This window comes from Streptomyces sp. NPDC048338 (genome assembly GCF_043201055.1).
Taxonomy (GTDB): domain Bacteria; phylum Actinomycetota; class Actinomycetes; order Streptomycetales; family Streptomycetaceae; genus Streptomyces.
Map to the genome: position 1 here is coordinate 155,135 of NZ_JBICYQ010000002.1, position 26,331 is coordinate 181,465.

At 74.0% G+C, this 26,331-nt stretch carries 25 protein-coding genes and 1 tRNA gene; 8 read left to right on the forward strand and 18 right to left on the reverse strand.

Translation table 11 applies throughout. The features are described 5' to 3' along the window. Positions 1-16 precede the first annotated feature (16 nt). The 3 genes from ACGFZF_RS05230 to ACGFZF_RS05240 form a co-directional block, all read right to left on the reverse strand. Positions 17-1,450, reverse strand: coding sequence for an MFS transporter (locus tag ACGFZF_RS05230; RefSeq protein ID WP_393551159.1), 1,434 nt, complete (start codon positions 1,448-1,450; stop codon positions 17-19). Positions 1,451-1,688: 238 nt separating this feature from the next. Continuing rightward, positions 1,689-2,186: a GNAT family N-acetyltransferase gene (locus ACGFZF_RS05235; RefSeq protein WP_393551160.1), complete on the reverse strand. Its 498-nt coding sequence runs from the start codon at positions 2,184-2,186 to the stop codon at positions 1,689-1,691. Positions 2,187-2,355: 169 nt separating this feature from the next. After that, the gene (locus ACGFZF_RS05240) at positions 2,356-2,631 is read right to left on the reverse strand and encodes a GlsB/YeaQ/YmgE family stress response membrane protein (protein ID WP_393551161.1); all 276 of its coding nucleotides are present in this window, start codon (positions 2,629-2,631) and stop codon (positions 2,356-2,358) included. A gap of 233 nt (positions 2,632-2,864) precedes the next feature. On the opposite strand from ACGFZF_RS05240, the gene ACGFZF_RS05245 reads away from it, so the two are divergent. Together ACGFZF_RS05245 and ACGFZF_RS05250 are read left to right on the forward strand one after the other, a co-directional pair. After that, positions 2,865-4,394, forward strand: coding sequence for a glutamate synthase subunit beta (locus ACGFZF_RS05245; RefSeq protein ID WP_393551162.1), 1,530 nt, complete (start codon positions 2,865-2,867; stop codon positions 4,392-4,394). Positions 4,395-4,582: 188 nt separating this feature from the next. Further along, a complete protein-coding gene (locus ACGFZF_RS05250) occupies positions 4,583-5,341 on the forward strand; it encodes a hypothetical protein (protein ID WP_393551163.1) in 759 nt (252 codons plus the stop codon). A gap of 168 nt (positions 5,342-5,509) precedes the next feature. Here ACGFZF_RS05250 and ACGFZF_RS05255 read toward each other — a convergent pair whose 3' ends face one another. The 5 genes from ACGFZF_RS05255 to ACGFZF_RS05275 form a co-directional block, all read right to left on the reverse strand. After that, the gene (locus tag ACGFZF_RS05255) at positions 5,510-6,061 is read right to left on the reverse strand and encodes a hypothetical protein (RefSeq protein ID WP_393551164.1); all 552 of its coding nucleotides are present in this window, start codon (positions 6,059-6,061) and stop codon (positions 5,510-5,512) included. Between the two features lie 82 nt (positions 6,062-6,143). Further along, complete coding sequence (locus ACGFZF_RS05260) at positions 6,144-8,543, reverse strand: hypothetical protein (RefSeq protein ID WP_393551165.1); 2,400 nt, start codon at positions 8,541-8,543, stop codon at positions 6,144-6,146. After that, a tRNA-Pro gene (locus ACGFZF_RS05265) sits at positions 8,543-8,617 on the reverse strand. The genes ACGFZF_RS05260 and ACGFZF_RS05265 overlap by 1 nt, the downstream gene beginning before the upstream one ends. Positions 8,618-8,874: 257 nt before the next feature. Continuing rightward, the gene (locus tag ACGFZF_RS05270) at positions 8,875-9,792 is read right to left on the reverse strand and encodes a S1 family peptidase (protein ID WP_393551166.1); all 918 of its coding nucleotides are present in this window, start codon (positions 9,790-9,792) and stop codon (positions 8,875-8,877) included. A gap of 695 nt (positions 9,793-10,487) precedes the next feature. Beyond that, positions 10,488-10,877: a VOC family protein gene (locus tag ACGFZF_RS05275; protein WP_393551167.1), complete on the reverse strand. Its 390-nt coding sequence runs from the start codon at positions 10,875-10,877 to the stop codon at positions 10,488-10,490. 345 nt (positions 10,878-11,222) lie between these two features. Between ACGFZF_RS05275 and ACGFZF_RS05280 the strand changes: the two genes are divergently transcribed. Beyond that, complete coding sequence (locus ACGFZF_RS05280; RefSeq protein ID WP_393551168.1) at positions 11,223-12,191, forward strand: NADP-dependent oxidoreductase; 969 nt, start codon at positions 11,223-11,225, stop codon at positions 12,189-12,191. A 102-nt stretch (positions 12,192-12,293) separates the two neighbouring features. Here the strand turns inward: ACGFZF_RS05280 and ACGFZF_RS05285 are convergent, their stop codons facing one another. Both ACGFZF_RS05285 and ACGFZF_RS05290 read right to left on the reverse strand, forming a co-directional pair. Continuing rightward, positions 12,294-12,764 (reverse strand): cupin domain-containing protein, encoded by a 471-nt coding sequence (locus ACGFZF_RS05285; protein ID WP_393551169.1) that lies wholly within the window; start codon positions 12,762-12,764, stop codon positions 12,294-12,296. 27 nt (positions 12,765-12,791) lie between these two features. Beyond that, positions 12,792-13,943, reverse strand: coding sequence for an amidohydrolase family protein (locus ACGFZF_RS05290; protein WP_393551170.1), 1,152 nt, complete (start codon positions 13,941-13,943; stop codon positions 12,792-12,794). A 190-nt stretch (positions 13,944-14,133) separates the two neighbouring features. Here ACGFZF_RS05290 and ACGFZF_RS05295 point away from each other — a divergent pair, with 190 nt between their 5' ends. Further along, entirely contained in the window at positions 14,134-15,099 is a 966-nt protein-coding gene (locus ACGFZF_RS05295; RefSeq protein WP_393551171.1) for a sigma-70 family RNA polymerase sigma factor, read from the forward strand. A 114-nt stretch (positions 15,100-15,213) separates the two neighbouring features. Here the strand turns inward: ACGFZF_RS05295 and ACGFZF_RS05300 are convergent, their stop codons facing one another. Both ACGFZF_RS05300 and ACGFZF_RS05305 read right to left on the reverse strand, forming a co-directional pair. Next, positions 15,214-16,254 (reverse strand): hypothetical protein, encoded by a 1,041-nt coding sequence (locus ACGFZF_RS05300; RefSeq protein ID WP_393551172.1) that lies wholly within the window; start codon positions 16,252-16,254, stop codon positions 15,214-15,216. 105 nt (positions 16,255-16,359) lie between these two features. Further along, the gene (locus ACGFZF_RS05305; RefSeq protein ID WP_393551173.1) at positions 16,360-17,013 is read right to left on the reverse strand and encodes a TOPRIM nucleotidyl transferase/hydrolase domain-containing protein; all 654 of its coding nucleotides are present in this window, start codon (positions 17,011-17,013) and stop codon (positions 16,360-16,362) included. 230 nt (positions 17,014-17,243) lie between these two features. Here ACGFZF_RS05305 and ACGFZF_RS05310 point away from each other — a divergent pair, with 230 nt between their 5' ends. Further along, positions 17,244-17,762: a DUF6328 family protein gene (locus ACGFZF_RS05310; RefSeq protein ID WP_393551174.1), complete on the forward strand. Its 519-nt coding sequence runs from the start codon at positions 17,244-17,246 to the stop codon at positions 17,760-17,762. A gap of 107 nt (positions 17,763-17,869) precedes the next feature. Here ACGFZF_RS05310 and ACGFZF_RS05315 read toward each other — a convergent pair whose 3' ends face one another. Then, a complete protein-coding gene (locus ACGFZF_RS05315; RefSeq protein WP_393551175.1) occupies positions 17,870-18,199 on the reverse strand; it encodes an STAS domain-containing protein in 330 nt (109 codons plus the stop codon). Positions 18,200-18,546: 347 nt separating this feature from the next. Here ACGFZF_RS05315 and ACGFZF_RS05320 point away from each other — a divergent pair, with 347 nt between their 5' ends. Next, entirely contained in the window at positions 18,547-18,894 is a 348-nt protein-coding gene (locus ACGFZF_RS05320; RefSeq protein WP_393551176.1) for an SH3 domain-containing protein, read from the forward strand. Between the two features lie 702 nt (positions 18,895-19,596). Next, positions 19,597-20,049 (forward strand): restriction endonuclease, encoded by a 453-nt coding sequence (locus tag ACGFZF_RS05325; RefSeq protein ID WP_393551177.1) that lies wholly within the window; start codon positions 19,597-19,599, stop codon positions 20,047-20,049. Positions 20,050-20,087: 38 nt separating this feature from the next. Here the strand turns inward: ACGFZF_RS05325 and ACGFZF_RS05330 are convergent, their stop codons facing one another. Both ACGFZF_RS05330 and ACGFZF_RS05335 read right to left on the reverse strand, forming a co-directional pair. Beyond that, the gene (locus ACGFZF_RS05330) at positions 20,088-20,507 is read right to left on the reverse strand and encodes an SRPBCC family protein (RefSeq protein WP_393551178.1); all 420 of its coding nucleotides are present in this window, start codon (positions 20,505-20,507) and stop codon (positions 20,088-20,090) included. Positions 20,508-20,548: 41 nt separating this feature from the next. After that, entirely contained in the window at positions 20,549-21,559 is a 1,011-nt protein-coding gene (locus ACGFZF_RS05335) for an aldo/keto reductase (RefSeq protein ID WP_393551179.1), read from the reverse strand. Between the two features lie 220 nt (positions 21,560-21,779). On the opposite strand from ACGFZF_RS05335, the gene ACGFZF_RS05340 reads away from it, so the two are divergent. Then, positions 21,780-22,508, forward strand: coding sequence for an SOS response-associated peptidase (locus tag ACGFZF_RS05340; protein ID WP_393551180.1), 729 nt, complete (start codon positions 21,780-21,782; stop codon positions 22,506-22,508). 55 nt (positions 22,509-22,563) lie between these two features. Here ACGFZF_RS05340 and ACGFZF_RS05345 read toward each other — a convergent pair whose 3' ends face one another. From ACGFZF_RS05345 to ACGFZF_RS05355, 3 genes are all read right to left on the reverse strand, one after another. Next, the gene (locus ACGFZF_RS05345) at positions 22,564-23,394 is read right to left on the reverse strand and encodes a phosphatase PAP2 family protein (RefSeq protein WP_393551181.1); all 831 of its coding nucleotides are present in this window, start codon (positions 23,392-23,394) and stop codon (positions 22,564-22,566) included. A 62-nt stretch (positions 23,395-23,456) separates the two neighbouring features. Beyond that, positions 23,457-24,410: a YihY/virulence factor BrkB family protein gene (locus tag ACGFZF_RS05350; protein ID WP_393551786.1), complete on the reverse strand. Its 954-nt coding sequence runs from the start codon at positions 24,408-24,410 to the stop codon at positions 23,457-23,459. After that, on the reverse strand, positions 24,410-26,278 hold the full coding sequence (locus ACGFZF_RS05355) for a diacylglycerol kinase family protein (protein ID WP_393551182.1): 1,869 nt from the start codon (positions 26,276-26,278) through the stop codon (positions 24,410-24,412). The genes ACGFZF_RS05350 and ACGFZF_RS05355 overlap by 1 nt, the downstream gene beginning before the upstream one ends. Between the last annotated feature and the right edge of the window lie 53 nt (positions 26,279-26,331).

Genomic DNA, 26,331 nt, shown 5'->3' on the forward strand with positions numbered 1-26,331 from the left:
AGGACCTGAGCCGTCGTCACGACCGGTGCTCCGGCAGCCGCTCCTCACCGTCCGCGGTGCGCAGGGACAGCGGCGGCAGTCTGCCGAGGACGACGAGGCGGTGGCGTACGGCCATCACCGCGAGGGAGCAGGCCAGGATCGCCGCCCCGCCCAGCCGCAGGATCGCGTCGTAGACGTCCTCGGCGGGCCGCTCCGGCGTCGCCGCCGAGATCGCGGCCGCCGCCCCCGCCAGCGCGATCGCCCCCAGGGTCACCAGGAACGTCAGCAGCACCCCCGACGCCTCTCCCGCCCTGGCGGGCGGGACGACCTGCTGGGTCGCCACACCGGAGAAGGTCCAGCCGAGCCCCAGCCCGAAGCCGCACCAGGCGAACACCGGTATGTACAGCCACCAGGCGGTGACGTACGTGAGCGCGTACATCCCGGTCCCCGCCACGGCTCCCGCCAGCGCCATCACCGCGGTGGGCCGCATGTGGCGGGCGAGCCGCGCCCCGAGCGGACCGCTGAGCGCCACGAGCAGGGCGGGCGCCAGGAAGACCGTGCCCGCCGCCAACGGGGACAGACCCCGCACCCCCTGCAGGTAGAGCGTGGCGACGAAGACGGTGACGCCGTAGCCCATGTTCGCGATCGACCCCATGCCCGTCACCAGGACGTACGGGATGTTGCGGAACAGCCGCAGGTCGATCAACGGGTGCGGCGTCGTCCGTTCCCGGACCACGAACGCCCCGCCCGCCACCACGGCCACGCCGAAGAGCGCGAGGGTGCGCGGGTGATCCCAGCCCCACGCGTCGCCCCGCTCGACGGCCAGCGTGAGGGTGGCCAGACCGACGACGACCAGGAGGCAGCCGACGAGGTCCAGCTCGCGCGGCGCCGAGTCGTCCCGCGAGTCCGGCACGTACGCCCAGGCGACGAGCAGCGAGACCAGGGCCAGCGGCACCATCGCCCAGAAGATCCACCGCCAGCCGGGCCCCTCGGTGAACCCGCCGCCCACGAAGGGCCCCAGCGCCGTGCCGATGTTGGCGATCCCGAACGCGGCGCCCAGCGCCTTGGCGCGGGTCTCGTCGGGGAACGCGTTGGTGATCACGGAGACCGAGACCGGGAAGACGAATCCCGCCCCGACCCCCTGCACGATCCGGGCCGCCACGAGCAGCCCCAGTCCGGGTGCCAGCGCGCATCCCAGGGAACCCGCCGCGAACAGGGCGATGCCCACCAGCAGTGCGCCCCGCCGCCCGAAGACGTCGCCGATCCGGCCGCCCACGACGAAGCAGCAGCCGATGGCGAGCATGTACGCGGAGAGGGTCCACTGAGCCACGGAGACCGTGACGCCGAGCTCGTCCGAGATACCGGGGAGGGCGAGGTTCAGGGCGAAGAAGTCGAGCTGGATGCAGAACAGGGACACCGACACGGCGACGAAGGCCCCCGTCCGCGCGGCCGGCGAAGCCACAGCGTGCATGGGCCGGTCCTCTCAGCCGACGCCGCCCGAACGCCGCCGACGGTCGTCGGCGGGATCCCTCCTCATTGTGGAACGGCGGTGGCCGGGCCGCAGCCGGGCCGCGAGGGGGTCGAACCCGCGCCGGCGGGGAAGAACGGCCGGTCCGCGCGATCGAGGGGGGCGGCCGGGTCGGTCCAGGGGGGCGGACGGGATCGGGGCGGACGGGTTCGGGGGCGGACGGATCGCGGCGGGCGGCCCGTCAGCACGCCCGTTCGTACTCGACCTGCTCCAGAGGGTTCCCGTCGCCGAAGTCGAAGGTGCGGGTGGCGCCGCTCTCGGCGAAGCCGGACTTGGCGTAGAAGCGGCGGGACTGCGGGGTGTCCCGCAGCGTCCACAGGTGCACCCGCGTGAAGCCGTCGTCCCGCAGATGACGCAGCGTCTCGGTCATCAACGAGGCGGCGATGCCGCTGCCCCAGCCGTCGGGATGGTTGTAGAAGCTGTGGATCTCGGCGAGGCCCGGCCGTGTCGCCGACGGCGCGAAGACGGCGACGGCCAGCGGGATCCCGTCGTCCTCGGCCAGGAGGATCGTCTCCGTCGCCCGGGCGATCCGTGCGTGCCAGCGCGTGCGCCGGCTTCTGACACCCTGCACGGCGAACTCGGTGGCGAAGAAGGGGGCGTAGGCGGCCTCCCAGGCCGCGGCGTGGATCTCGCCGAGGACGTCTCCGTCGTTCGGCCCGGCGCGACGAACTGTGACCATCCGCTGATCGTATCCGCAGTGCCGTCGCGGACCACCGGCGACGCGACGGCCGGGGAACCGAATCCTGCCGCGACCGCGACGTCCGGCACCGGCGGACGCCCGGCCCGGCGCGTCGAGCCCTCGGCGGGGGAGGACGTCACCCCTGCCGACGGGCGCGCCGGGCTCGACGTCAGGCGCGACGACGCGAGCGGCCACCGGTGAACGCCCGGTAGATCAGCAGCAGGATGATCGATCCGACGACCGCCGCGATCCAGGTCGACAGGTCGAAGAAGCCGTCGATGGAGTCGATGCCGAACATCTGCTTGCCGAGCCAGCCGCCCAGCAGCCCGCCCGCGATGCCGATCAGCGTCGTCACGATCAGCCCGCCCGGATCACGACCCGGCGTCAGCGCCTTGGCGATGAGCCCGGCCAGCAGACCGATGACGATCCAGGAGATGACACCCATGATGCGCTCCTCTTCCTCGTGGACTTCCTGTGAATCCGTCGATTGCCTCCTTCACCGCATGCGCGCGATCGCCGGACTCAAACGTCGGCCGCGACGGGGCTCGGCACGCGGCCCCGGCGGCAGCGGCGCCCGGGGGCGTCCGCCGGCGGCCCGGTACGCCGCCGCCCGAGCGCCGCGGGCGTACGCTGAGGAGAACGGTTACCGGACCCCTGAAAAGCCCTGCCGAGGGTGCCATGACCGATCCCGCCGGCTTCATGCACATCTCCCGGCGGCCCGCGCCCGCCAGGCCCACCGAAGAGCGCCTCGGGGACTGGCACGAGGTGCACGCGGGCCGGCCGCTGCTGCCGCTGGTCTCGTCCCAGGCCCGGCGCTGCATGGACTGCGGCGTGCCCTTCTGTCACGGTGGCTGCCCCCTCGGCAACCTCATCCCGGAGTGGAACGTGTACGCCGCCCACGGCGAGTGGGCCACGGCCTCCGAACGGCTCCACGCCACCAACAACTTCCCCGAGTTCACCGGCCGCCTGTGCCCCGCACCCTGCGAGGACGCCTGCGTCCTCGCGCTCACCGGCGATCCCGTGACGATCAAGAACGTCGAGCAGGCGATCGCCGACGAGGCATGGGACCGCGGCCACGTCCGCCCGCTGCCCCCCTCCCGGCTCTCCGGCCGGTCCGTCGCCGTCGTCGGCTCCGGCCCGGCCGGCCTCGCGGCGGCCCAGCAGCTCACCCGCGCCGGCCACGCGGTCACGGTCTACGAACGTGCCGACCGCCCCGGAGGACTGCTCCGCTACGGCATCCCCGACTTCAAGATGGAGAAGGCCCGGCTCGACGCCCGGATCGCGCAGATGGAGGCGGAGGGCACCCGGTTCATGCCGGGTGTCGACGTCGGCCACGATCTCGACGCGGCACGGATGCGGGACGTGCACGACGCCGTGATCGTCGCGACCGGTGCGACGGAACCCCGTGAACTCCCGTGCCCGGGGCGCGAACTGGCCGGAGTCCATCACGCCATCGAGTACCTGACGGCCGCCAACCGCGCCGCCGCCGGCTCGGGCCGGCCACCCACGGACCTCTCCGCCCGGGGCGAGGACGTCGTGATCGTCGGAGGCGGTGACACGGCCTCCGACTGCCTCGGCACCGCCCTGCGGCAGGACGCCGCCTCCGTCGTCCAGATCGACATCAATCCCATGCCCGGCCCCGACCGTACGGCGGACGAGCCCTGGCCGCTCGTCCACCCGAGGATCCACCGGTCCTCCCACGCCCACGAGGAGGCACGCGACCGCGACGGCGCGGACCCCCGGGCGTTCGCCTCGGTCACCATGCGCTTCGACGGCGACGCCGCCGGCCACGTCCGCGCCGTCGTCCTGAGCGAGGTGGAACCCGGAACCAGGCGCCCTCGCCCGGGCACGGAGCGCGCGCTCCCGGCCCACCTGGTGCTGCTCGCCCTCGGCTTCCGCGGTCCGTGCGACGACCTGCGCCTGACCGCCCCGCTCGGGCTCACCCTCGACGACCGCGGCACCTTCGCGCGCACCCCCTTCTTCGCGGCGGCGTCCCCACCGGCGGGCGCGCCTCCGCCCGGGGTGGGCCCGCCGGTCGCGGGCACGGAAGGGGTGTTCGTGGCGGGTGACGCCGGGCGCGGTCAGTCCCTGGTCGTCTGGGCCATCGCGGAAGGCCGCGCCGCCGCGGCCGCCGTGGACGGCTATCTGCGCGGCACCACCGAACTGCCCGCACCGATCCTGGCGACGGACCGTCCGCTGTCCGCGTGAACGACGGGCCGGAGCGGACGCCGCGGCCCACCGTCGGCCCCGCCACGCCGCGGGCGGCACGGCCGGGTCGCCCCGGCCCCGCGGGGTGGGCCGGGCGAGCCCCTCCGTCCTGTGCCTCGTGCCATCATCGGCGACGAGTGGGGGAACACCCGCACTCCGATGGGGAGTCGAAGGGGGAGGACATGCGCGTGCGAGGAACGAGGGCCGCGGTGGCGAGAGCGGTCGCGGGGAGCATGGTGGTGGCCGCGCTGGCAACCGGCTGCGCCGGGGAGAAGAGCGGGACGGACGACGCAGCCCCCTCGGCCGCGGCCTCGACGAGCACGTCCGCGCAGCCGAGGAAGCCCCCCACCGGCACGCCCGCCGAGAAGCCGGCCGACGGGGCCCCGGCGCCGACCGCGGCCGCGCTGGCGGAGATCGTGCTCGCCCAGGGTGATCTGGCCGAGTTCCGGATCGGCGACATGCCCGCGCAGCGGGCGCCCGCCGGCTCGAAGGCGACGCCGTCCGCGTGCCAGGCGCTCGAGAACGTACGGATCGGCATCAACGACCCGAAGCCCTCGGCCCTCGTGCGGCGCTACGCGACGGGGACGGTCGGCGACCACCAGGGCACCGGCACGGGTGTCGAACTGAGCGCGTACACCGCCGACGGCGCGAAGAGGATCGTCGCCGATGTCCGCGAGGCCGTGGCGGCCTGCGCGGGCGGCTACGACGGCGGCGCGCTGCACTTCACGAAGGTCACCGCGCTGAGGCCGTTCGCGGTGGGCGAGGAGACCGTGGCGTACCGCCTGGAGGGCAGGGGCACCCAGCCCACCGCCTACACCCTGGTTCGCGAGGGATCGGTGCTGATCACGTTCACCTCCGCCACGACGAGCGGCGCCGCGCCCGACGTGCCCCAACCTCTGGTCGTGCAGCAGTTCATGAAGCTGCAGGCCGCGAACAGTCGCCGGTAGACGCGGCGTTGCGCCGGCGGAAATCCGGGTGCCGGACCCCGGCGGCCGGCGGAAATCCGGCCGCCGGCGATGGTCCCGGCGCCGCGCGACAGGCCGGAAACGCTCCCGCCGTCGGCTGAACCACCGGGCGGGGCCGGCGCCCCGAACGCGGCGCTCTCACAGGGCCGTTCACCCCGTCGTGCCGTCCGCGGCCACGCCCGGCCCGGACACCGGGGCCTGGATGCTGTAGACGTCGCCCACACGCAGGAAGTCCGGTGTGCTGTAGGGGCCGTAGGTGCCGATGACGCGGACGGCCACCCGCGAGTCCGGCTGCCAGAAGGTCCGGAAGTACGGCACGTTCGCGGCGGCCTCCGGGATCTCCACCAGAGGGACGCCGCGCCGGTCCAGCAGCCTCCGCAACGTGTCGTACCGGAGGCGTGGCGCGAAGCGCCCGTAACGGTCGCGGAGCGTCGCGTTGACGAGGGAACGGCGCCCCCGCGCGAGCCGGTGCACCTGCAGGGTGAAGTGATGGCCGGCCCAGGGATCGGTCGGGCGGCCACGCTCCCAGAAGAACTCGACCAGACCGTGGTCACGCCACATGTGGTGCCGGCCGGAGACGTTCTCGGCGTAGTCCGTCCCCAGGATCTCCGTGAGCTGCTCGGGCGAGTCCGTGGGGCGGGCGCCGAGCACCGTCCCGGTGGTGACGACGTCCAGGTAGAACGCGAGGGAGTACGGCGTCACCGGCCCACCCCCGCCGTCGCCGGTCCCCAGCGGGGCACGGCGACCACGCCGACGACCGGACCCACGCCGGCTGCCGCGCCCCTCACCGGGACGCTCCCGCGGGCGGCGCGAGCAGCCAGTGCGGCTCGGTGCTCCAGCCGACGAGCCGTCGCGCCGTGCCGTCGAGCGCCGTACCGTCCGGGCCGAAGGAACCGCCGTCCGCGACGAAGCGCAGGCCGGCCAGCGCGGGCGCCAGCCGCTCGGCGACCCGCGGCGAACGGCGCGACGCCTCCTCGGCCAGCAGGTCCGGTACGACCGCTCGTGTCAACGGCTCGGACAGCGACAGGTGGAAGATCATCTGCCGCCAGGCGTACGCGGCGTCCTTCACCGTGGCCAGTGCCCGCGCAGGGCCGTCCAGACGGGCCGCCAGTCGGCACACGAGGTCGAAGCCGCGCAGCGCGAGCACCGCCCACCCGTCCTCGTTCCCCACCCCACCGTGTGCCCCGGGTTCGTCCCGTGCCCCCGCGCGCACGGACCCGGTGCCCGGCGTGACGCCGACACGGCCCACGAGCGTGGCCAGGTTGTGGGTCGTGAGGATCTGCGCCTGCTCGATGACCTTGCCGTTGCCCGCCACCGACCAGGAACCGGGATTCCCCGCCCGTCGCGCGCAGAGCGCGTCGAACTCGGGCGACGTCCGGCTCGGACGCGAACGCAGCATGTTCCGGCTCGCCTCCAGCACGGCCAGGTTCCGCACCGCCGCGTAGTCGATGCCGTAGTACCGCTCGTACAGCGTGCCGCCGAGCAGTTCGGCCGCCACTCGCGCGGCGGCCAGGAACTTGGGGCTGAAGCCGCCCGTGAAGATGTCGGCGGCGAGCTCCTCCACCAGCGGCGCTCCGAGATCCGCCTGCCGGGCGAGTACGGACAGCTCGCGCACCAGGACGTTGGGCAGGAGCGTTCCCGGGAACGCGCGCACGGCGGTCTCACCGAGCTCCCGCAGCAGCTCCCGGGCGGCCCGCCCGCCGTCGGGGCCGTCGTTCCGGTGGCCGTCCACGGCCTTGACCCAGGGCAGCTCCTCCACGCGGACCTGATGCTCCAGGTTCAGCAGCAGCAGGGACCTGCGCCGGCGGAAGGCACGGTAGTTGGCCGCCATCAACGCCGGGAGCGTGTCGCCCGCGTACGTCCGCGCCGTCGTGGCCGCCACCAGCTGGGGAAGCAGATCGGCCAGCACCTCGGCCGACGGCACCAGCCCGCGCTCCACGAGCGTGCCGAGGGGCGCGTCGAGCGTCCCTTCGACGATGTGCCGGACCGGCGCGGCGAGTCGGGCACCCGCCGGCAGGTCCCACTCCCGTGCCTCGCGCGCGCTCACGTCGGCGACCAGCGGTGCGACGTCCGAGGCGCCGCCCTCCTGAGGGAGGCCGGCGAGCCTGTGGCGCGCCAGCCGCGCGAACGCGTGGTGGGAAGGGAGCGCCCCCTGCGCCGCCTGCTCGCGGCGCAGGGCGGCGTGCCGAGCCGAACCGGGCTCGCCACGGCGGCGCACCATCGCCGCGACGGCGGTGCGCAGCAGGCCCAGCCGGCGCGCCTCGAGCGGACGCCGCGCCACGCTCTCCTCCAGTGCGCCGATCAGAATGCCCAGATTCCCCTTCGGGTCCCGGTGTTTGCGGCAGCGGGTGTGCGCGTCGGCGAGCCTGCGGTACTCGGCCAGCAGTTCCGCGCCCGCGTGGTACCAGCGCTCGTCGGGGTGCCGTTCGAGGACACGCCCCGAGGCGTCGGTGGTCGCCAGCCAGTGCGCCAGCATCCGGTCGGCGAACGGATTCCACACCGTCAGCGCCTCCCGCTGTGTCTCCACCGCGTCGTGGGGCCGCCGCCGGCCCAGGCTCTCGCGTGCATCGGCCACGGTCCGCCGGCTCACGTTCCCCGCGCCGCCGAGACGCACCTGCGAGGGGCGGGGGAGGAAGCGCAGCTCCCGCGCGTGCGGCGCCAGTTCCCGGGCGAGCGCGACGGCGCCGTCCACCTCGCCCGCCCGGGCGAGCCAGGCCACCGTGAGCAGCGCGGCCTCCTCCGGCACGGTCACCTCGTACCGTCCGCTGTCCAGCAGATCGGCGAGCTCCCGCAGACCGGGCTCGGTCAGGTGGTGGGCGAACAGCGCCTCGCGTGTGACCGGCAGCCCGAACCGCCGTGCGGTGTCCTGCTCATGGGGCAGGAGGGGGCCGGCCGCGCCCGCGGAGCCGGTGGCGAATCCGCCGCGTACGACCTCGGGCGTCACCCACGCGGGCAGCCCCGGGACCGGCGTCCTCGACCCGATCGTCAGACGTCCCTCGCGGACACCCTCCAGCACGGCCTGCCACCGGCGGCCCCGTTCGGCCGCTCGGCGACGCGTCCCGGCGTCGTCGTGCGCGAGCGCGGTCGTCAGGGCCTTGGCCCACTGGTCCACGGCGTAGGAAGGAGCCACGATCGCGGCCCGGTTCCCCGTACTCGGTTGCTGCTGCTCAGCGTTGTCGTCCATGGCCGACGTGGCGGGTTCCGCCCCCGCGCCCTCCGGGTCCCGAGCCCGGTGCTCTGCTGCTGAGCTACACGTCGATGATCGGCGACCCTACGATCCGCGGCGTGGTCCGCTCAACCGGATATCGGGAGGATGCCGGGACCGACCTGCCGCAGCCTTGACCGGGGCCGGCTGCGGCCCGGTGCCGCGGCCGGTTCGGTACGGCCGGCCGTACCGCGGCGCGGGGCCCGCTGAAGCCGTCCGGCCGGCGGCCCCTGAGGGACCGCCGGCCGTCGGTGCGCGTGCGCGGGCGTGGTCCGGATCCGCCGCGTCCGGCGGATCCGGAGGGCACGCTCTAGAAGATGCTCACGCCGTAGGCGCTGAGGGCCTCCGTCACGGGCTGGAAGAACGTGGTGCCGCCGCTGCTGCAGTTGCCGCTTCCGCCGGAGGTGAGACCCAGCGCGGTGCTGCCGGAGAACATCGCGCCGCCGCTGTCGCCGGGCTCGGCGCAGACGTTGGTCTGGATGAGGCCGTAGACGACGTCGCCGCCGCCGTAGTTGACGGTCGCGTTGAGGCCGGTGACCGTGCCGCTGCGCAGGCCGGTGGTGCTGCCGCTGCGCTGGACGGACTGGCCCACGGAGGCGTTGCCCGCGGCGGTGATGTCGCGGTAGCTGCCGTTGTAGAGGTAGACACGGCCGTCCGCCGCCGAGGCGTTGGAGTGGCGGATGATGCCGTAGTCGTTGGTCGGGAAGCTGGAGCCGGCCCGGGTGCCCAGCACGGTGGTGTTCGCCGAGTTGGTGTACCAGGTGCTGCCGATGTTGGTGCAGTGGCCGGCTGTGAGCGCGTAGTAGGTGGAGCCGCTGCGGACGTTGAAGCCGAGGGAGCAGCGGCCGCCGCCGGCGTAGATGGCCTGACCGCCCGCGATGAGCTTGTTGAACGTGCCGGAGGTGCGCTTGATCTCCAGCGAACCGGCGCGGTCGCCGGCGGCCTTCTTGATCGTGGCGATCTCGGCGGCGGACACGGTGGAGTCGGCGGTGAGGACGATCTTGCCGGTCGCCTGGTCGGTGTACCACGCGGTGCCGGGGACGTCGGCGCCGAGCACCGCGTCCGAGGCGACGGCGAGCTGGGAGGCGGTGGCGCGGCCTGCCGGGGCGGTGGCCGCGGACGAAGCGGGGACGGCAAGCGCTGAGGCGGCCAGGAGCGCGGAGGCCACGGCGATCAGCCGGGCGCCCTTCGCGGTTCCGCCGAGGGGGGACAGACGCTTGAGGTTCACTACATCCTCCGGTGGGGGAGTGGGACCCGTTGGGTGGACGGGCCCGCGCAACGATGAGACGGGTCCTGGTCGACGGGTGAGCCGCCATGAACCTGTCAAATCTCGACGAGGGAATCCTCGAATCCGGACGGCGTCCGCGGCAAGGACGCCTTTCGGCCGATCTACGCGCGTTCAGGTGCTCGGCGGTGGTGCGGTGAGCGCTGATGGTCCGCACGGATGGGGTGGCGGAGGCTGGTGAGGTGTGGCGTGCAAACGCTTACGGAAGTTTGCTGACGGGGTTTCAGGGGGGTGGATTCCAGGGTGCGCGAGGAGAGGGGTGCGGGCCGGGAACCGGAGTGAGTCGTACCGTTTCGCCAGCTCAACTGGCGGTGTGGGCGCGCTCCCACGTCGGATGGCGCCCCTCGAATAGCGGCGTGGTGGGAGCTCGCAGGGAGAGGTAGCGGGCGCACAGATCCGGGTGCCCCGCCGGTGTCCCGGAGGTCCGCCGGCGTCGGCCCCGCGTCGGACCACACGCACCCCCGCGGGCCGGTGGTCCGGTCGCGGGCGCCCCTCGATGCCGCAATCGTTCCCCTTCGCCCCGCGCGACCCGGTGTCCGGATTCCGTCGCCTGCCGTGCCGGGACGCCTCGGAGTCCGGCCCGGGCCGCCGTCACGGGGTTCCTGGCGGCGCGTCGCCGGAGCGTGTGCTCGGCTCCGTCAGACCGACCAGCCGGTCGCCGCGATGGTGAAGGAGTGCCCCGCCGGGTCGCTGAAGAGGCGCGCCTCGCGCGGCCCCTCCTCGGCGTCCGAGTCCAGGGGTCGGGCGCCCAGTGACACGGCCTCGCGCTCGGCCTCGTCGATGTCCTCGGGACCGACCAGGATGCGAAGGTGCGCCTGCTGGGAGTCCTCGGGGCGAGGCCAGCTCGGCGGGGCGTGGCCGTGGTCCCGGTGGATCGCGAGACGGACACCCGATCCCCCGATGACCTCGATCAGATCGGGGTCCTCGCCGACCTGGATCTCGCCCCCGAGCAGTTCCGCGTAGAAGTGCGCAAGCGCCTGCGGCTCCGCGCAGTCCAGTACGAGCATGCTTGTCTTCGTGACGGTCATGTCCCGCGCCTACCCCGGGCGGACGGACGTATCCCAGGGCGGGAAGGGGCCGGCGGACGGGGCCGAGCCGCCGCCATCCGGAGTCCCCGACGGCGGGGTGTCCCGCGTCTGGGAGGCCTCCTGTCGGTCTTGCCGGGCTCGCGGGTCCTGAGACTCCGTCTCCCGCGTCGTCGTCAGTCCGTCTCCGAGGGTCCGGCCGCGGCGAGCGGTCCGCTGTTGGCCCGATCCTTGTACATCATGACCATCCAGCCACTACTGGAGAGTGTTCCACCGGGGCGAATCTGAGGGCGCGCCAGAAACACGGCGCAGCCCGCACACGGCGACCGACGAAACGAGCCCGCCCCGATGGACCACACCACCACAGCCCCGACCATGCGCGCCGTCACCCAGGACGTCGCCGGACCGCCGGAGGTCCTCCGCCTCGTCGAGACACCGCGCCCCGTGCCCGGCCGGGGCGAGATCCTCGTCCGGGTGCGGGCGGCGGGTGTGAACCCGGCCGACTGGAAGACCCGGCAGCGCGGCGTCTTCCCCGACGGCACGCCGGCCCCCTTCACTCTCGGCTTCGACGTCGCGGGAGTGGTCGCGGAGGTCGGCGACGGGGTGACCCTGTTCCAGGTGGGCGACGCCGTGTTCGGCATGCCGCGCTTCCCGCACGTCGCCGGGGCCTACGCCGAGTACGTCGCCGCCCCCGCCCGCCACTTCGCCCCGAGCCCCCGAGGGCTGACCCCCGTCGAGGCCGGCGCGCTGCCCCTGGCCGCGCTGACGGCCTGGCAGGCCCTCGTCGACACCGCGGACGTACGCCCCGGCACGCGCGTCCTGATCCACGCCGCCGCCGGGGGAGTGGGGCATCTGGCCGTCCAGATCGCCAAGGCCCGCGGCGCGTACGTCATCGGCACCGCCGGCGCCATGAAACACGACCTGTTGCGGGACCTCGGCGTCGACGAACCGATCGACCACCGCACCCAGGACTTCGCCGCGACCGTCCGTGATGTCGACGTGGTCCTGGACTCCCTCGGCGGCGCCCACTGGTCACGTTCCCTCCGTACGATCCGGCCCGGCGGCACCCTCGTCACGATCATCCCGCCGGACGCCACCTTCCCCACCGCCGAGGCGGAGGCGCGCGGCGTCCGGGCCGTCTTCATGCTCGTCGAACCCGACCAGGCCGGCCTCCGGGAGATCGCCTCCCTGGTCGAGAGCGGACGGCTGCGCGTGCTGGTCGACGAGGTGTTCCCGCTCGCCGAGGCCGGCCGCGCCCACGCACGGGGCGAGACCGGCCGTACCACCGGCAAGCTCGTTCTCTCCGTCGCTCCCTGACGGTGCGTCGGCGACGAGCGCGGCCGCGACCGGCGGGGTCCCGCCCGTCAGGGGGGCCGGTAGAGCCCGCGGCCTCCCCGGGGGCGTGACGGCGGAACGCGGTCAGTCCGGTCGCCGTTCCTCGTAGGTGATGCCGTGGCGAGCGGCGATGCGGTTGAGCCGGGCCGGGTCGAGCCGCCCTGCCGACGTGAGCGCCGGCCGGGCCTCGACGAGGTCCTCCACGAAGCACTCCCAGCCGCCCGGCGACGAGATCTGCAGGACGCGGGGCGGCCGTCCGGAGCCGGGGCGCAGGGCGTGCGGGACCCCGTGGGGGAGCAGCACGAACTGCCCGGCCGTCAGGGCGTGGGTGCGGTCCTCGATGTCGACCAGGAGCTCGCCCTCCAGCACGTAGACGCTCTCGTCCGCGATGTGGTGGACGTGGCGCGGGATCTCCTGGGCGAGGACCACTTCGAGCAGGGAGAAGCGGCCCTCGGTGTCGTGCGTCCGGGCCTTGACCGAGAACGCGGGCGGGAGCGGGATGCGTCCGGGCCGGGCGGCCCCGGACTCGAGCAGGACGAATCGATCGTGCGTCATGGTGTTCCTCTCCGGGTTCGGGCGGTGTCAGCGGGCGTGGTGGACCCCGCGCCGCCAGACGGCGGTCGGCGCGGCGAGGACGGAGACGTCGCGCGTCGGGTCGCCCGCCACCAGCAGCAGATCCGCGCGGAGTCCGGGGGCGATCCGGCCCCGGTCGGTCAGGCCGAAGCGCTCGGCGGGGACGGCGGTCGCGGCGGCCAGCGCCTCGCGCGCGTCCAGCCCCGCCGCGCACAGCAGCTCCAACTCGCGGTGCAGTCCGGCGCCGTGGGAGGGCGCGAACGGGGTGGCGTCGGTCCCCGTGAGCAGCGGCACTCCGGCCCGGTGCAGGGCCCGCAGCGCCCCCACGGCGTGGGCGAGACGACCGGGCGGCGCACAGGCGCCGGCTCCCGCCCCCCGCGCGCCGATCGCCTCGAAGTACGCGAGGGTGCTCACGACGAACACGCCCTGCTCACGGACACGTTCGGCCAGCCGTCGTCCCGCCGGATCCCCCGGCGCGAGGTCGGCCCAGACGTGCGCGAGCCCGTCGACGCCTGCGTCCAGGGCCGCCTCCACCTCGGCGGCGGTGATCGCGTGGGCGACCACCTTCAGCCCCGCGTCGTGCGCCGCCGCGGTGACGGCCCCGGCGATCTCCCGCGAGAGCACGGGAAGTTCGGTCCCGTGCACCGTCCCGTCGTCGATGACGATCTTGAGGAAGTCGGCGCCCTCGGCGATCCGGGCCTTGACGAACCCCTCGGCCTGCTCCGGCCGGGTGACGAAGTCGAGCTCCGTCACATCGCCCGGGTCCAGCACGCTTCCGGTCAGCAGGGCCAGCAGCTGCGTGGGGTGGCCGCCGGGCGCGGTGGCCACGGTGCCGGCGCTGCGCAGGTCGGCCACGTCGTCGCTCTCCTGCGCCAGCGACCGGTGCCGGGCCAACGGCCGGGGCAGGCAGAACATGTCGAGCTCGGTGGTCACCCCGTACCGCAGTGCCTCGGCCAGGCTGCCGTCGAACACATGGGTATGCGCGTCGATCAGGCCGGGCGTCAGCGTGCCGCCCCGCCCGTCGACCTCGACGTCCCAGCCGCCCGCCTCCTCCGTACCGCCGCCGACGGCCGCGATGACGCCGTCCTCCAGCACCACCTCGGTGACACCGAGTCGGTCCCGGCCGTCGAACACGTGGACATGATGAATCCGTGTACGCATCTGAAAGGCTCCCGTACATGCCGCTCCTGCCGGGGAGGCCGTTCCTCCCCCGGACGCCACCACAGAGGTCGCGGCCGCGCCGGGTGTGACATCGCGGGCCGGGACCGTGCGCTGTCTCACACCCGCACCCGTCCATGTCACACCCGGGTGCTCACGGCACTCTTCGGTGACGGCAGACGAGGAGGAAGACATGACACCCGACCCACCGTCCGAGCGGATCCCCGAGCCACGGTCCGGGCGGATCCCCGCCCGACCGGCCGACCGGATCCCGGACTCGGTGACCGACGCGTTCCTCGGTCACCGCGAACTGCTGTTCTCCGTGACGTACAACATGCTCGGCACCGTCGCCGACACCGAGGACGTGCTCCAGGAGGTGTGGCTGGCCTGGGCCGCCCGCCACGCCAGGCCCGACGCCGCGCCGGTGGACAACCCCCGGGCCTACCTCGTCCGCGCGGCCGTGAACCAGGCGCTGGCCCGGCGGGCCGCCATGAGCCGCCGCCAGGAGACGTACGTCGGTTCCTGGCTGCCCGAGCCCCGGGTGACCGAGGAGGCGCCCGACGGCGCCGAGCGGGCCGAGCAACTCTCGATGGCCGTCCTCGTCGTGCTGGAGTCCCTCTCGCCCCTGGAACGCGCCGTGTTCGTGCTCCACGACGTGTTCGGCTTCGCGCACCCCGAGATCGCCGGCATCCTGGACCGGTCCCCGGCGGCCGTGCGTCAGCTCGCCACGCGGGCCCGCCGCCACGTGCGGGACCGCCGCCCCCGCCACCGGCCCCGGCCCGACGTCCACGCGGAGGTCACCGAGAAGTTCGCCGAGGCCGCGCTGGGCGGTGACCTACGGGCCCTCATGGAGGTGCTGGCACCGGACGTGACGCTCTGGACGGACGGCGGCGGCAAGGGGCCCGCGGTCAGCCTCCACCCCGTACGCGGCCGGGACCGGGTCGCCGCGGTGTTCGCGGCCGTGGCCCGGGCCATGCCGCCGCAGGGGTTCGACATCCGCTACCGGCGCGTGGCCGCCGACCCCGGCGCGCTCGTGTTCTCCGGCGACAGCCCCCTCGCCGTCGTCGTCGTGGACCTCGTCCCCGGCGGTGACACGATCGCCTCCGTCTTCTCGGTCACCAACCCCGACAAGCTCGTCCACCTCAGGTCTGTCCCGTGATCCGTCGTGCGCCCACCGGGGGTGCGGGACGGCCCGGAGGGCGTGCGAGGCAGCCGCACGCAGGCTCCGGTCCGCTGGGGGCCGGAGCCACGCCGCCGCCTGAGCGGCCAGGACTCAGGCCGGGATCCACGCCAGCGCGAACAGGGCCACCCCGAGCAGCGCGGGCAGCGCGAGGCGGGTGTGGCGGCCCACGCCGAACACCGCCCCGAATGCGGTGAAGACCAGGGTCAGCATGCCTGCCAGACCGGCCAGCAGCCGCAACGCGTCCCGCAGCGGCAGGTCCTGGGCGATCTGCGTGCTCGTGACGATGAAGGCGATGACCGCGGCCAGCAGACCGAGACTGCCCAGGGTCTCCGACCGGAGCCGGGTGATCTCGGCCTGCTCGTGCGCCCGGGTCTCCCGCGTGACCTGTTCCACCTGTGCCTGCATCGACGCCTCCAGACGCTCCGCGGTCTCCCGCAGGCCGCTGCGGATGGCCTCGGTCTCCCGTCGCAGCACGATGTCGGCCCGGATGCGGTGGTACTCGACGACGCGTACGGCGTACCCCGAACGGGCGGAGTCCTCCAGATCCATGGCTCGCTGGATCTGGGTGAGTGCCGTGTCGAAGTCACCTGTGAGCGCCGCGAGTTGTGCCCGCACGGCGCGGTAGCGTGGCTGCTCCGGACTGATCTCGACCGCCCGGTCCACCTGCGCCAGAGCGGTCCGCACGTCCTCGTCGGCGACGTCGGCGCCGCTCCATCCGTACTCGGCGAGCACCCTGGCGTGGTGCGCGACGAGAGCGAGGTTGCCCGGGTAGGAGTCCAGCGCCGACGCGGCGTGGCGCAGCGCCGCCGCCAGGTTCGGCCCCATCGGGTCCAGCAGCGCCAGGTCGGACTCGAGCAACGCGCGCATGGGCACGGAACCGAAACGTGCGGCATGGCGGAGGTACACGGTGCGGAAGCGGCTGCCGTCCAGGGCCCGCCGGTGGCGCGCGAGCAGGACGTAGAACGCGTTGAAGGCGCGCAGCGGGTCGGAGTCGTCCCCTATCACCCGCTCCAACGCCTCCAGATCGGCGTCGGCGAGCGAGGTGCACACGGTCATGGCGGCGCTGTGGTGCTCGGCCGACTCCAGGGGCGGCAGGGCACCCAGGGCGGTGGTGATCTCCCCCGGTGACATGGTGATCACCATAGCGGCGGCGCGGGGACCGCGAACAGCGCCCGGGCGGTTCGCGCCGGGCGCTCGCCGGTCCCGGTGGGCCCCTGGTGAGAACGCCCGCCGCCGTCAGACGTGCGCGAGCAGGTCCTCCAGCGGCCGGGGTACCCGTCCGAGGTCCACGTGCGCGATCAGGGCGTGCGCGTACTGGGCCTTGCGTCCGCTGTGGGTGCCCATGAACCGGCGCAACTGGTGTTCCACGGGCCGCGTCCGCTGCGCGGGCTGGGTCCGGAACGTACGGAAGGGCCGCGTCTCGCCCTGCTCCTCGATCACCTGCTGCACACGGTCGGCACCGAGGGCGCGGATCAGCTCGTCCTCCAGGTCGGCGACGCACACGTGGAACCCGAGTGCCGCCAGCCGGTCGCGCGTCAGTCCGGAGCCGAGCCCCACCCGCTCCAGGTGGCGCCGGAAGTGCGCCTCCTCGCCGATGTCGTAGAGGCCGGCCAGCGGGACGTCCAGGCCGGGGGGACCGCACACGTCCAGGAAGTGCCCGATGTTCGTCGCGCCTCCGAGCGGCACGACCACGACGCCCTCCGCGGTCAGATCGCGGCCCGCGCGCGTCGCCAGCGCCTCCAGCGCGGCCCGGTCGCTGCTTCCCTCGACGAGCACGATCGAGCGCACCCCGTCGGCCGTCTCGCGCGCCGCCCGGGCGGCCGCGTCCGCTTCCTGCCCGCCGGCCGCCCATGCGACCAGGGCCTGCCGGAAGTGCTGCGTCTCGTCCAAGATCTTCCCTCCCGCGGCCATCCTGGCAGGCCGGAAGCCGCTGCGCAGGTGGGTTTTCGCGGGCAGGACCCCGGCCGTCGACGGTCCGCCCGGGGCTGTCCGGAGACGCGTCCTCCGGCAGGACGGGGCGCGGCGGAACGGCGGAACGGCGGAGGCACGGACACCCGAAGGCGGGGGAGTCCGGCGCCCGCCGGGGGAATGCGGCGCCCGCCCGCGGGCAGGCGGACGTCATGGCTGACGACGCGATATCCGAGCGGAAGACCGACGAACGGGCGACGAGGCGCCGGGAGACGCCCGAGGAGGGGGCGGACCGGCGGTGGTCGGAGCTCGTCCAGGAGATCCGGGTCGCGCAGACCGGCGTGCAGATCCTGCTGGGGTTCCTGCTCACCGTGGTGTTCACGCCGCACTTCCAGTCGCTGGGGCAGACCGACCGGACGATCTACCTCGTGACCGTCGTCCTCGGCTCGCTCGCCACGGGCGCACTCATCGGCCCCGTGGCCTTCCACCGCATCGTCTCGGGACGGCGCATCAAGCCGCAGACGGTCGTCTGGGCGTCCCGCCTCACCTTCACCGGGCTGGTCCTGCTCCTCGCGACACTGGTGTCCGCGCTGTTCCTCATCCTGAGGGTCGCCACTCACGACGGGTACGTGCCCTGGCTCGTGTCCGGAGTCCTGGCCTGGTACCTCGCGTGCTGGTTCGGCCTGCCGCTGTGGGCACGCAGCCGCTACACCCGCGTCGACGAGGACTGAACACCGCACCGGGTGCCGCGCCACGGGCCTCCTCGGCGGCGGCGCGGTCCTGCCGCGCCGCCGCGGACGGTGCCCGGGAACGGGCCACCGCCCCTGCCGGGCGCCCCTCACATGTCGCGGGCGGCGTCCACGTTCCCGGCGCGAGGGAAGATCTCGTCGGCGCCCGTCACCTGCAGGAGCCGCAGGAGCTGGTCGGGCACGGGTCCGCTGAGGACGAGCGGCACCATCTGATGCAGCCGGATCAGGCAGTTCAGGCCACTGGAGTCGGCGAACGTCAGCCCGCTCACGTCGAGGATCAGACGCCGTACGCCCGACTCGAAGGCCGCTTCCTCGCCTGCCTGTTGGAGGCCGGGAGCGGACTCCACGTCCAACTCGCCCGCGCAGTGGATCACACGGACGGGACCGGTCTCGGGCTCGGTGCTCACCTGAAGCCGCATGCGTCGTGCTCCTCGTGTCGTGGTTCGGCGTGAAGAGCGAACCTCTGGTCAAGGCTTCCCCCACCAAGCCCCTGCCTCACCCCCACGGCGGGAACACATCACGGTCGTCGCACGACGAGCCCTTCCCGCCCCGTACATCACGCGCGTCGGGCGGGACCGGTCTCGAACGGAGCGCCGGGAAGGAACGTTGCCGCGGCCGGCGACACCCTCGTACGGGCGGCATCGACGGCGGGCCGGGCGTGTCAGGGCGGCGGCCGCGCGCTCGGTGCGGATAGTGGCAGGCGGTGGGCGCTGAAACGGTCGACGCCCGCAGCCCTCACCCGAGCCGTGTGGAGAGCAGGCCAGACATGAAGAGAGCACTCGTCGCCGCCGTCGGAGCCGCGATGGTCATCGGCCCCGTGGCCGCCCCCGGTTGGGCCGCCGAACGCCACGACCCGACCCGCGGCCACGTGACGGCGAACGCCTCGTACCCGGTCGGCGAGGTCGTCTCCGACGCGCCGCTCAACGTCCGCCAGAAGCCGACGATCTACTCGGACGTCGTCAAGACGCTCCGTCCGCACGAGCGCATCCTGCTCAACTGCGAGAAGCGGGGCGGCTGGGTCGACGGCAACCCCGTCTGGTACCGCATCCAGGGCTTCAACGGCTGGGTCTCCGCCCGCTTCGTCCACAACCACCAGCCGGTCCGCCCCTGTTGACCGAGCCGGAAGGCCCGACGGCAGCGTGCCGAGCCGTCTGACACCGGTACGAGCGCAGACGCGGAACGGGACACGGGGAGCGGTGGCCGATCACCACCGCGTCGCGTGACCCCGCCCGGACCTGTTGAACGCCCCCCGGACCGGCGCGAAGGCCCTTGCCCGGTCCGGGCGTTGCCACGGACCGGGCCACGACCCGCCGACCACCGCCGTCGGCGGGTCGCTGCCCGCCCGGCTCGGTCCCGTGCCGCGGACTCACCGCCCCCTTCGTCACCGGTTTCCGCACGCACGGCCGGTGACCGGCAGGACACACGGCCTGATCTCCTCTGTTTGCTGTGCGTGATCGCGGCTAGACGGTCAACGCGACCGCGGTGGAGGTGCGCGGCAGAGCGTGAGGGAGGGGACCCGTATGACGACAGCGGAACAGGACCGGCGAGTCGCGGGGCGCGGTACCGTGCCGATCGGGCGCGACGTGGTGCTGGCGGTCGGACTCGTCGGGACGTGTGTCGGCGGCCTGGCACTCTTCCTCAAGACGGTCGAGGCGGCCGGAAGCCGTACGGCGGTGCTGCCGCTCCTCATCGTCGCGACGCTGGTCGTCGCGATGGTGATCATCAAGTGGAGCGTCTCGCCCGTCCGCAGGAGGCTGTCCGCTCCTCCGGCGGAGTCGTGGGACGCCGCGGAGGCGTACGTGACGACGGTTCGGGTGTGCCCGACGTCGGGCCCGAAGCCCTGGACCACGCGGCGGTCGACGCCGACGGCTTCGAGCACACGATCGCCGCGCTCTGCGTCCGCGACGGCTGCTCCGCCGTGGAAGTGGTGGGCGGCGCGGGCGATCTGGGCGCCGACGTCATAGCGACGACCGCGGACGGACGCCGCGTCGTCGTCCAGTGCAAGCACTACGCCGAGCACAACCGGGTCGGCTCGCAGGACCTGCAGCGGTTCGGCGGTACCTGCTTCACCGTCCACGAGGCCGATGTGGCCGTCGTCGTGACCACCAGCTCCTTCACCGCGCCCGCCATGGAATACGCGGCCGCCTGCGGCATCGTCTGCGTCGACGGCGACGCGCTGAACGCCTGGACGGACCTGACGATCCTCCCGCCCTGGGACACCCCCGACCCGGACGCGCCCCCGGCGGTCGCCGCCGCCGACCCGGCCTGATCCGGTCCGGGCGTCCGGCCGCGCGGCCACCCGTGGGATCAGGCGGACAGGGTCCGGTAAAGGGCGTCGAGGCCGTCGCGGTAGATCCCGGCGAACAGCTCCTCCGCCTCGGCGTCGCTCACCCCGTCGGGCGTGAAGCGTCCGGACCACTGCACCTCCACGCGGTCGTCCCGGCCCTCGACCGTGTGGACGCGGAGGGTGGAGAGATAGCCGGTGACGGGGAAGGGCGCCTCCAGGATGGCGTACGTGTAGAAGCGCTCGGCCTCGTTGTAGGCCATGAGGCGTTCGACGATCACGTCACCGTCGGGGTTGGTCAGGCGGCGGACCCGGCCGCCTTCGAGCGCGGTGCTCTCGGGGATGTAGGGGAGCCAGTCGGGCAGGGCGTCGAAACCGCCGATGAGGTCCCATACCCGCTGGGGCGAGGCGGGCAGGACGCGGCTGACGGACGTGGAGGCCATGATCGTTTCTCCTGAGGTGGGTGCTGCGCGGGGATGTCGGGTCAGGCGCCGTGCGGGAGCGGGGCGGCCTGGCCGACCAGGCCGGCGGCGCGCAGCTCGGTCCAGAACGCGGCGGGGATGCTCTCGTTCAGGGCGGCGGTGTCCTCGGCGATGCGGCCGGGCCGCGTGGCGCCGGGGATGACCGTGGCGGAGGCCGGGTGCGCGAGGGAGAACTGCAGGGCCGCGGCCTTGATGCTCACGCCGTGCTTCGCGGCGAGGGCCTTCAGCTTCCCGACGCGCTCGATGATCCCCGCCGGTGCCTGCTGGTACTCGAAGTGGGTGCCGCCGGCGAGGATGCCGGAGCTGTACGGACCGCCGACGACCATGTCCACGCCCTGCTCCTGCGCCAGGGGGAGCAGGCGCTCCAGGGCGTGCTCGTGGTCGAGGAGGGTGTAGCGGCCGGCGAGGAGGAAGCCGTCGGGCCGCGGCTCGTCGAGGGCGAGGGTCAGCTCGATGGGCTCGGTGCGGTTGACGCCGAGGCCCCAGGCCTTGATGACGCCCTCGTCGCGGAGTCGCGACAGGACGCGGAAGGCGCCGGTGCGGGCCTCCTCGAACTTCTGCAGCCACAGGTCGCCGTGGAAGTCCTGGGCGATGTCGTGGACCCAGACGATGTCCAGGCGGTCGGTGCCGAGGCGCTTCAGGCTGTCCTCGATCGAGCGCTCGGTGGCCTCGGCGGTCCACTCGTGGACGATCTTGTTCGGGTTGCCGTGCTCGAACAGGCCGCCCTTCTCGCCCAGGTCGCGGGCGGCGGTCTCGTGTTCGTCGAGGATGACCCGGCCGACCTTGGTCGACAGCACGTACGCGTCGCGCGGCTTGCCGGCCAGCACCTCGCCCAGGCGGGTCTCGGCCAGGCCGGCGCCGTAGAAGGGGGCGGTGTCGTAGAAGCGGATGCCGTGGTCCCAGGCGGCCTCGACGGTCGCGCGGGCCTCGTCGTCGGGGATCGCGCGGAACATGTTGCCGAGCGGGGCGGTACCGAAGCCGAGACGGCCGGGAAGGATGTTCTTGAGGGACATGCGTGTGCCTTTGCGAGATGAGGGTTCGAGGGGTCGATCCCCTCGGCGTGCCGGCGCCGCATGTGAATGCATGCGCGCCTTACATGCGTAGACAATACTTGCATACGCGGGCTAATTCAAGGAGGGGCACCCCGAACCCTCGCGACGCCACGCGGCCCGGACCCACGCGGGCAGCCGGTCGATGCCGCACTCCCGGCGCGGGGGATGGGAGAGTGGCGGCATGTGCGGCCGATACGCCTCCACGCGTGCACCCCAGGATCTGGCCGGTCTCTTCGCGGCCCGCTGGAATCCGGAGGAGACCATCCCGCCGAGCTGGAACGTCGCCCCCACCGATCCGGTGTGGGCCGTCTGGGAACGGCCGGACCCCGACACCGGCGAGCTGGAGCGCAGGCTGCGCCCGGTGCGGTGGGGGCTGGTGCCGTCGTGGGCGAAGGACCCGGGAGTCGGTTCGCGCATGATCAACGCGCGCGTCGAGACGGTCCACGAGAAGCCGGCCTACCGAAAGGCCTTCGCCGCGCGCCGGTGCCTGCTGCCCGCCGACGGCTTCTACGAGTGGGAGTCCGTCGCGGCGACCGCGGACGCGAAGGCGTACAAGCAGCCGTACTTCATCCGGCCCGAGGACGCGTCTCCGATGGCGATGGCGGGTCTCTACGAGTTCTGGCGCGACCCGGCCGTCGCCGCGAAGGACGATCCGGACGCCTGGCTGACCACCTGCACGATCATCACCACCGAGGCCACCGACGCGGCCGGCCGGGTCCACCCCCGGATGCCCCTCGCCCTCGACCCCGCCGACTACGAAGCCTGGCTCGACCCGGCCCACCAGGACGTGCACGCCCTGCGCGCGCTGCTGCACACCCCCGGCGGCGGCCGCCTGGAGGTGCGTCCGGTGTCGACCGCGGTCAACAGCGTCCGCAACAACGGGCCCCGGCTGCTCGACGCCCCCGCCTGACCACGGCCGGAGCGCGGGCGTCTCCCCTCACCGGGAGGGCCGCGCACCGGGCGGATCAATGCGGCTCCTCCGGGGCCCGTGGTGCGCGGCGCAGGGCCAGGGGCGGTTCCGGTGCGGTCGAGGAGATCTCGGGTTCCAGACCCTCCGCGGGCGTCGTCCGCCGGCGCCCGGCGTCGAGACGCCAGGCCTCGAAGACCAGGGTCGTCGCCGTGACGACGGTGATGCCGAGCAGCCATCCCCCGACGACGTCGCTCACCCAGTGCACGCCGAGCGCGACCCGGGTGTACGCGACTCCCACGACCGCCGTGCCGGCGAGCGCCCAGGGCAGCGGGCGCCAGGCGCGGGGCACCAGGGGAAGCAGGACCAGCAGGAGGACGGCGCAGGAGGTCGTCGCCGTCATCGCGTGACCGGAGGGGAAGGAGAATCCGGGAGCGTGGGACACCGGATCCGGCAGGTGCGGGCGGGCCCGTTCGACAACGTGCTTCGTCAGCAGGCCGGTCAGACCGCCGGCCACCGCCGTGACGGAGGCCCAGGCGGCCAGCCGCCACGCGCGGCGGGTCAGCAGCCACACCACCACGACGGCGACCAGAAGCCGCATCGCGACCGGATCCCACACGTAGCCCGTCAGGAACTCCAGGAAGCGCACCCAGCCCGGGTGTTCGAGGGCGGTCTGGTGCAGCCGCTCCGCCGTCGTCCGGTCGAGCCGGTACAGCGGCGGCCACTGGGACTCGACGAGGACCAGCGCGAGCGCGAACGGGGCGGCCGCCACGGCGGTGACGATCGCCGCCAGGACGAGCCGCGTCCCGAAGGCCGCGTCGGCACCGCCGTGCCGGGTGAGGAGGGCCCGGACGGCGGGCCGTCGGGCTCGCGTGGTGCGCTGTGCCATGGGGACGTTCGACTCCTTACGTGTCGCGTGGGGGCGCCGCGGCCGGCTCGTGGGGGATGCGGTCAGACTCCGGGGTCCCGGCCCACGGGTTCCTTCAGGCCCGCCCGTGCGGCCTCCAGCTGTGCGGCGAACGCGAGGCCCAGGAAGAGGGCCAGCGAGGTCAGATAGGACCACAGCAGCAGGGAGATGATCGCGCTGAGGGGCCCGTAGACGGTGGTGAAGGAGCCGCTCGCGCCGACGTACAGGCTCAGGGCCCAGGTCGCCGTGATCCACAGGACCAGATGGACGACGGCGCCGAACGCCAGCCAGGTGTAGCCCGGTTGCGCGCGGCGCGGCGAGAGGCGGAAGATCGCGCTGGTCGCCAGGACGGCCAGCAGGATCCCGACCGGCCAGCGCAGGATCTCCCAGGCCCGGACGGTGCCGGGCCCGAGATGGTGAACCTGCGCGAACGCGTGCGTGAGATCGCTGCCGAGGACGGTGACGACGAAGCTGAGCCCCAGCGGGAACCCGGCGAGCGCGGCCATCACCAGCCCCCGGGTGTACTTGCGCAGGAACGGCCGGTCGCGCTCGTTCCCGTAGATGCGATTGGCGCCGCGCTCCACCTGGCACAGGCTGGTCGTGACGTTGACCAGGGAGAACAGCAGCCCCAGCCAGAGGGCCGCCTGGCCGCCGTCGTCGGCGTGGCGACGGGTCTCGCGCAGGGCGTCGTCGACCAGCTCCCGGCTGGGCCCGCTGGTGATCCGGCGTATCGTCAGCTCGGCGACGCGGCCGATGTCCTCGGTGTGCAGCACGCTCGACAGCCCGATGGCGGCGATGGCCAGCGGCACGATGGACAGCACGGTCTGCAGGGCCAGCGCGCGGGAGTGGCTGAAGCCGTCGGCGTAACGGAACCGCACGAAGGAATCCCGGGCCAGCCGCCAGCCCCCGTAGCGGCGCAGCGCGGCCCACGCCTCGTCGCCGGACAGTTCCTCGCCCCGGACGTCACGTCTCTGCGGTACACGCGTGGCGGTGCCCATCATGATCCTGACTGCGTGTGCCTCGGCGCGAGCGGCGCGAGGACGTCCGGTGGGACGGGACGGTTCGGGGCCCCGGCGGCCCGGGGCGCACCGTCGCTCCTCCGCGTACGGCGCGGGGTGGGGGCGGCGGGTCGTACCGCGGCGGGCCCCGGGGCGCGCGGCAGCCGCACGCGCAGCGCGCCCGGCTCCGTCTCCACGGTGAGCCGGCGGCCGTCGGTGACGGTGTCTCCGTCGACCTCACGGGGCTGCGCCCCGGCGAAGCGGATGTCGATGTGCCGGCCGCGGTAGTACGTCAGAGCGCCACCGGCGACGGACCGTCCGCCGGTCCCCGCCGGATCGGCCGCCTGCCCCGGCACCAGTCGCGGCCCCGTGGAGCGCCGGCGCAGGACCCGGGACACCAGATGCCCGGTCACGGCGAGCCACCCGGCCGCGCCGTCCGGGTCGAACAGCACGACGTCCAGCCGCCCGCTGTCGGCGCGCGCCCCCGGCAGCAGCTCGACTCCTCCCTGCAACGCGCCGACGTTGCCGACGACGACCATGCGGGCCCGGTGGCGGCGGCGCCGTCCGCCGTCCACCCGGAGGGACACCCGGGTGCGGGGATCCCTGAGGTGCCGGGCCGCCGCGAGGAGGTAGGCGGCCCAGCCCAGCCGTGCCTTGAGCCGCGGCGACGCGTCGCGGACCATGGCGGCGTCGAAACCCGCCCCCGTCATGACGGTGAACCGTGCGGGCCTGAGGCCGTCGCCCCGTACGCGCCCCACGTCGATGCCGAAGCAGTCCCCGCCCAGGGCCTCGTGCAGGGCGGTCACCGGGTCCAGAGGGAGGCCCAGGTTGCGCGCGAGGAGGTTCCCCGTGCCGCAGGGCACGACCGCCAGCGTGATGTCCGTCCCGGCGACCACGTCGGCGCAGGCGCGTACGGTCCCGTCCCCACCGCAGGCGACGACCAGGTCGACGCGCCCGGGGCCCGGGCCGGCCCGGCTCGGCGCGGGCGAGCCACAGGCCGCGGCGAGTTCGCTGCACGGCTGCTCGGCCGTGGTCGATGTCCAGCGCTGATCCGCATGGCCGTGCGCCGCCAGGACCGCGCGCACGCGGGCGGCGAGCCGGTCGTCGCAGGCATGCGGATGACGGACGACGACGACCCGCCCGGCCGTCCGGACGCCGGGGGCCGCACCGGAGGAGGACGGCCGGCGGCCGCGGTCGTCGGCGGCGCCCGGAGCGCGTCCGGCGAGGAACACCGATCCGACGACCAGCAGGGTCAGCGCACCGTTGACCAGACCGCCCACCACGTCGGTGGGGTGGTGCATGCCCCGGTACAGCCGTGACAGCCCCACCAACGGCGGGACGAGCAGGAGCGCCGCCACGGTGACGTACCGCCGAGGACCCCGCAGCCGGGTCAGCGCCAGCACGGCCAGCCCCCCGAACAGGGCGACCGAGGCCCCGACATGGCCGGACGGGAAACTCGACGTCGGCGGCGCCGCGTCGAGATGCGGCACGGCGGGACGGGGCCGCTGCACGCACACGGTCACGACGAGGAACACCGCCGACTGCACGGCGACCGACGCGCCGAGGAACACGGCCTCCGCCCACCGCGGTGGTCCCGGCAGGACCAGCAGTGCGGCGACGCAGACCAGGGTCACCGCGACGACCGCCTGGGTACCGGCCACCACCGACAGCCAGCCCGAGACGGCGTCGGCCGGAGGGGCGCGGTGGGCGGCGAACGCATGGCTGACCCGGCCCTCCAGGGGACCGAGCAGGTCGGCCACCGGAGCCCTGGTCACCAGCAGACCCAGCCCCACCATCAGGCTCACCTGCGCCGGCACCAGCACCAGAAGCCGGGAACGTCTCGCGGCCGCGTCCCTCTGCGTCGTCATGACAGTCCTCATTGCCCGTCACGGCCGGATGATGTCCGCGCCGGGGAGCGAGG

Excerpts from the sequence above, each read along its gene's own strand:
- ACGFZF_RS05230 (WP_393551159.1), bottom strand. The coding sequence starts at position 1,450 with ATGCACGCTGTGGCTTCGCCGGCCGCGCGGACGGGGGCCTTCGTCGCC.
- ACGFZF_RS05235 (WP_393551160.1), bottom strand. The coding sequence starts at position 2,186 with ATGGTCACAGTTCGTCGCGCCGGGCCGAACGACGGAGACGTCCTCGGC.
- ACGFZF_RS05240 (WP_393551161.1), bottom strand. The coding sequence starts at position 2,631 with ATGGGTGTCATCTCCTGGATCGTCATCGGTCTGCTGGCCGGGCTCATC.
- ACGFZF_RS05245 (WP_393551162.1), top strand. The coding sequence starts at position 2,865 with ATGACCGATCCCGCCGGCTTCATGCACATCTCCCGGCGGCCCGCGCCC.
- ACGFZF_RS05260 (WP_393551165.1), bottom strand. The coding sequence starts at position 8,543 with ATGGACGACAACGCTGAGCAGCAGCAACCGAGTACGGGGAACCGGGCC.
- ACGFZF_RS05275 (WP_393551167.1), bottom strand. The coding sequence starts at position 10,877 with ATGACCGTCACGAAGACAAGCATGCTCGTACTGGACTGCGCGGAGCCG.
- ACGFZF_RS05280 (WP_393551168.1), top strand. The coding sequence starts at position 11,223 with ATGGACCACACCACCACAGCCCCGACCATGCGCGCCGTCACCCAGGAC.
- ACGFZF_RS05285 (WP_393551169.1), bottom strand. The coding sequence starts at position 12,764 with ATGACGCACGATCGATTCGTCCTGCTCGAGTCCGGGGCCGCCCGGCCC.
- ACGFZF_RS05290 (WP_393551170.1), bottom strand. The coding sequence starts at position 13,943 with ATGCGTACACGGATTCATCATGTCCACGTGTTCGACGGCCGGGACCGA.
- ACGFZF_RS05295 (WP_393551171.1), top strand. The coding sequence starts at position 14,134 with ATGACACCCGACCCACCGTCCGAGCGGATCCCCGAGCCACGGTCCGGG.
- ACGFZF_RS05300 (WP_393551172.1), bottom strand. The coding sequence starts at position 16,254 with ATGTCACCGGGGGAGATCACCACCGCCCTGGGTGCCCTGCCGCCCCTG.
- ACGFZF_RS05310 (WP_393551174.1), top strand. The coding sequence starts at position 17,244 with ATGGCTGACGACGCGATATCCGAGCGGAAGACCGACGAACGGGCGACG.
- ACGFZF_RS05315 (WP_393551175.1), bottom strand. The coding sequence starts at position 18,199 with ATGCGGCTTCAGGTGAGCACCGAGCCCGAGACCGGTCCCGTCCGTGTG.
- ACGFZF_RS05320 (WP_393551176.1), top strand. The coding sequence starts at position 18,547 with ATGAAGAGAGCACTCGTCGCCGCCGTCGGAGCCGCGATGGTCATCGGC.
- ACGFZF_RS05330 (WP_393551178.1), bottom strand. The coding sequence starts at position 20,507 with ATGGCCTCCACGTCCGTCAGCCGCGTCCTGCCCGCCTCGCCCCAGCGG.
- ACGFZF_RS05335 (WP_393551179.1), bottom strand. The coding sequence starts at position 21,559 with ATGTCCCTCAAGAACATCCTTCCCGGCCGTCTCGGCTTCGGTACCGCC.
- ACGFZF_RS05340 (WP_393551180.1), top strand. The coding sequence starts at position 21,780 with ATGTGCGGCCGATACGCCTCCACGCGTGCACCCCAGGATCTGGCCGGT.
- ACGFZF_RS05345 (WP_393551181.1), bottom strand. The coding sequence starts at position 23,394 with ATGGCACAGCGCACCACGCGAGCCCGACGGCCCGCCGTCCGGGCCCTC.
- ACGFZF_RS05350 (WP_393551786.1), bottom strand. The coding sequence starts at position 24,410 with ATGGGCACCGCCACGCGTGTACCGCAGAGACGTGACGTCCGGGGCGAG.
- ACGFZF_RS05355 (WP_393551182.1), bottom strand. The coding sequence starts at position 26,278 with ATGACGACGCAGAGGGACGCGGCCGCGAGACGTTCCCGGCTTCTGGTG.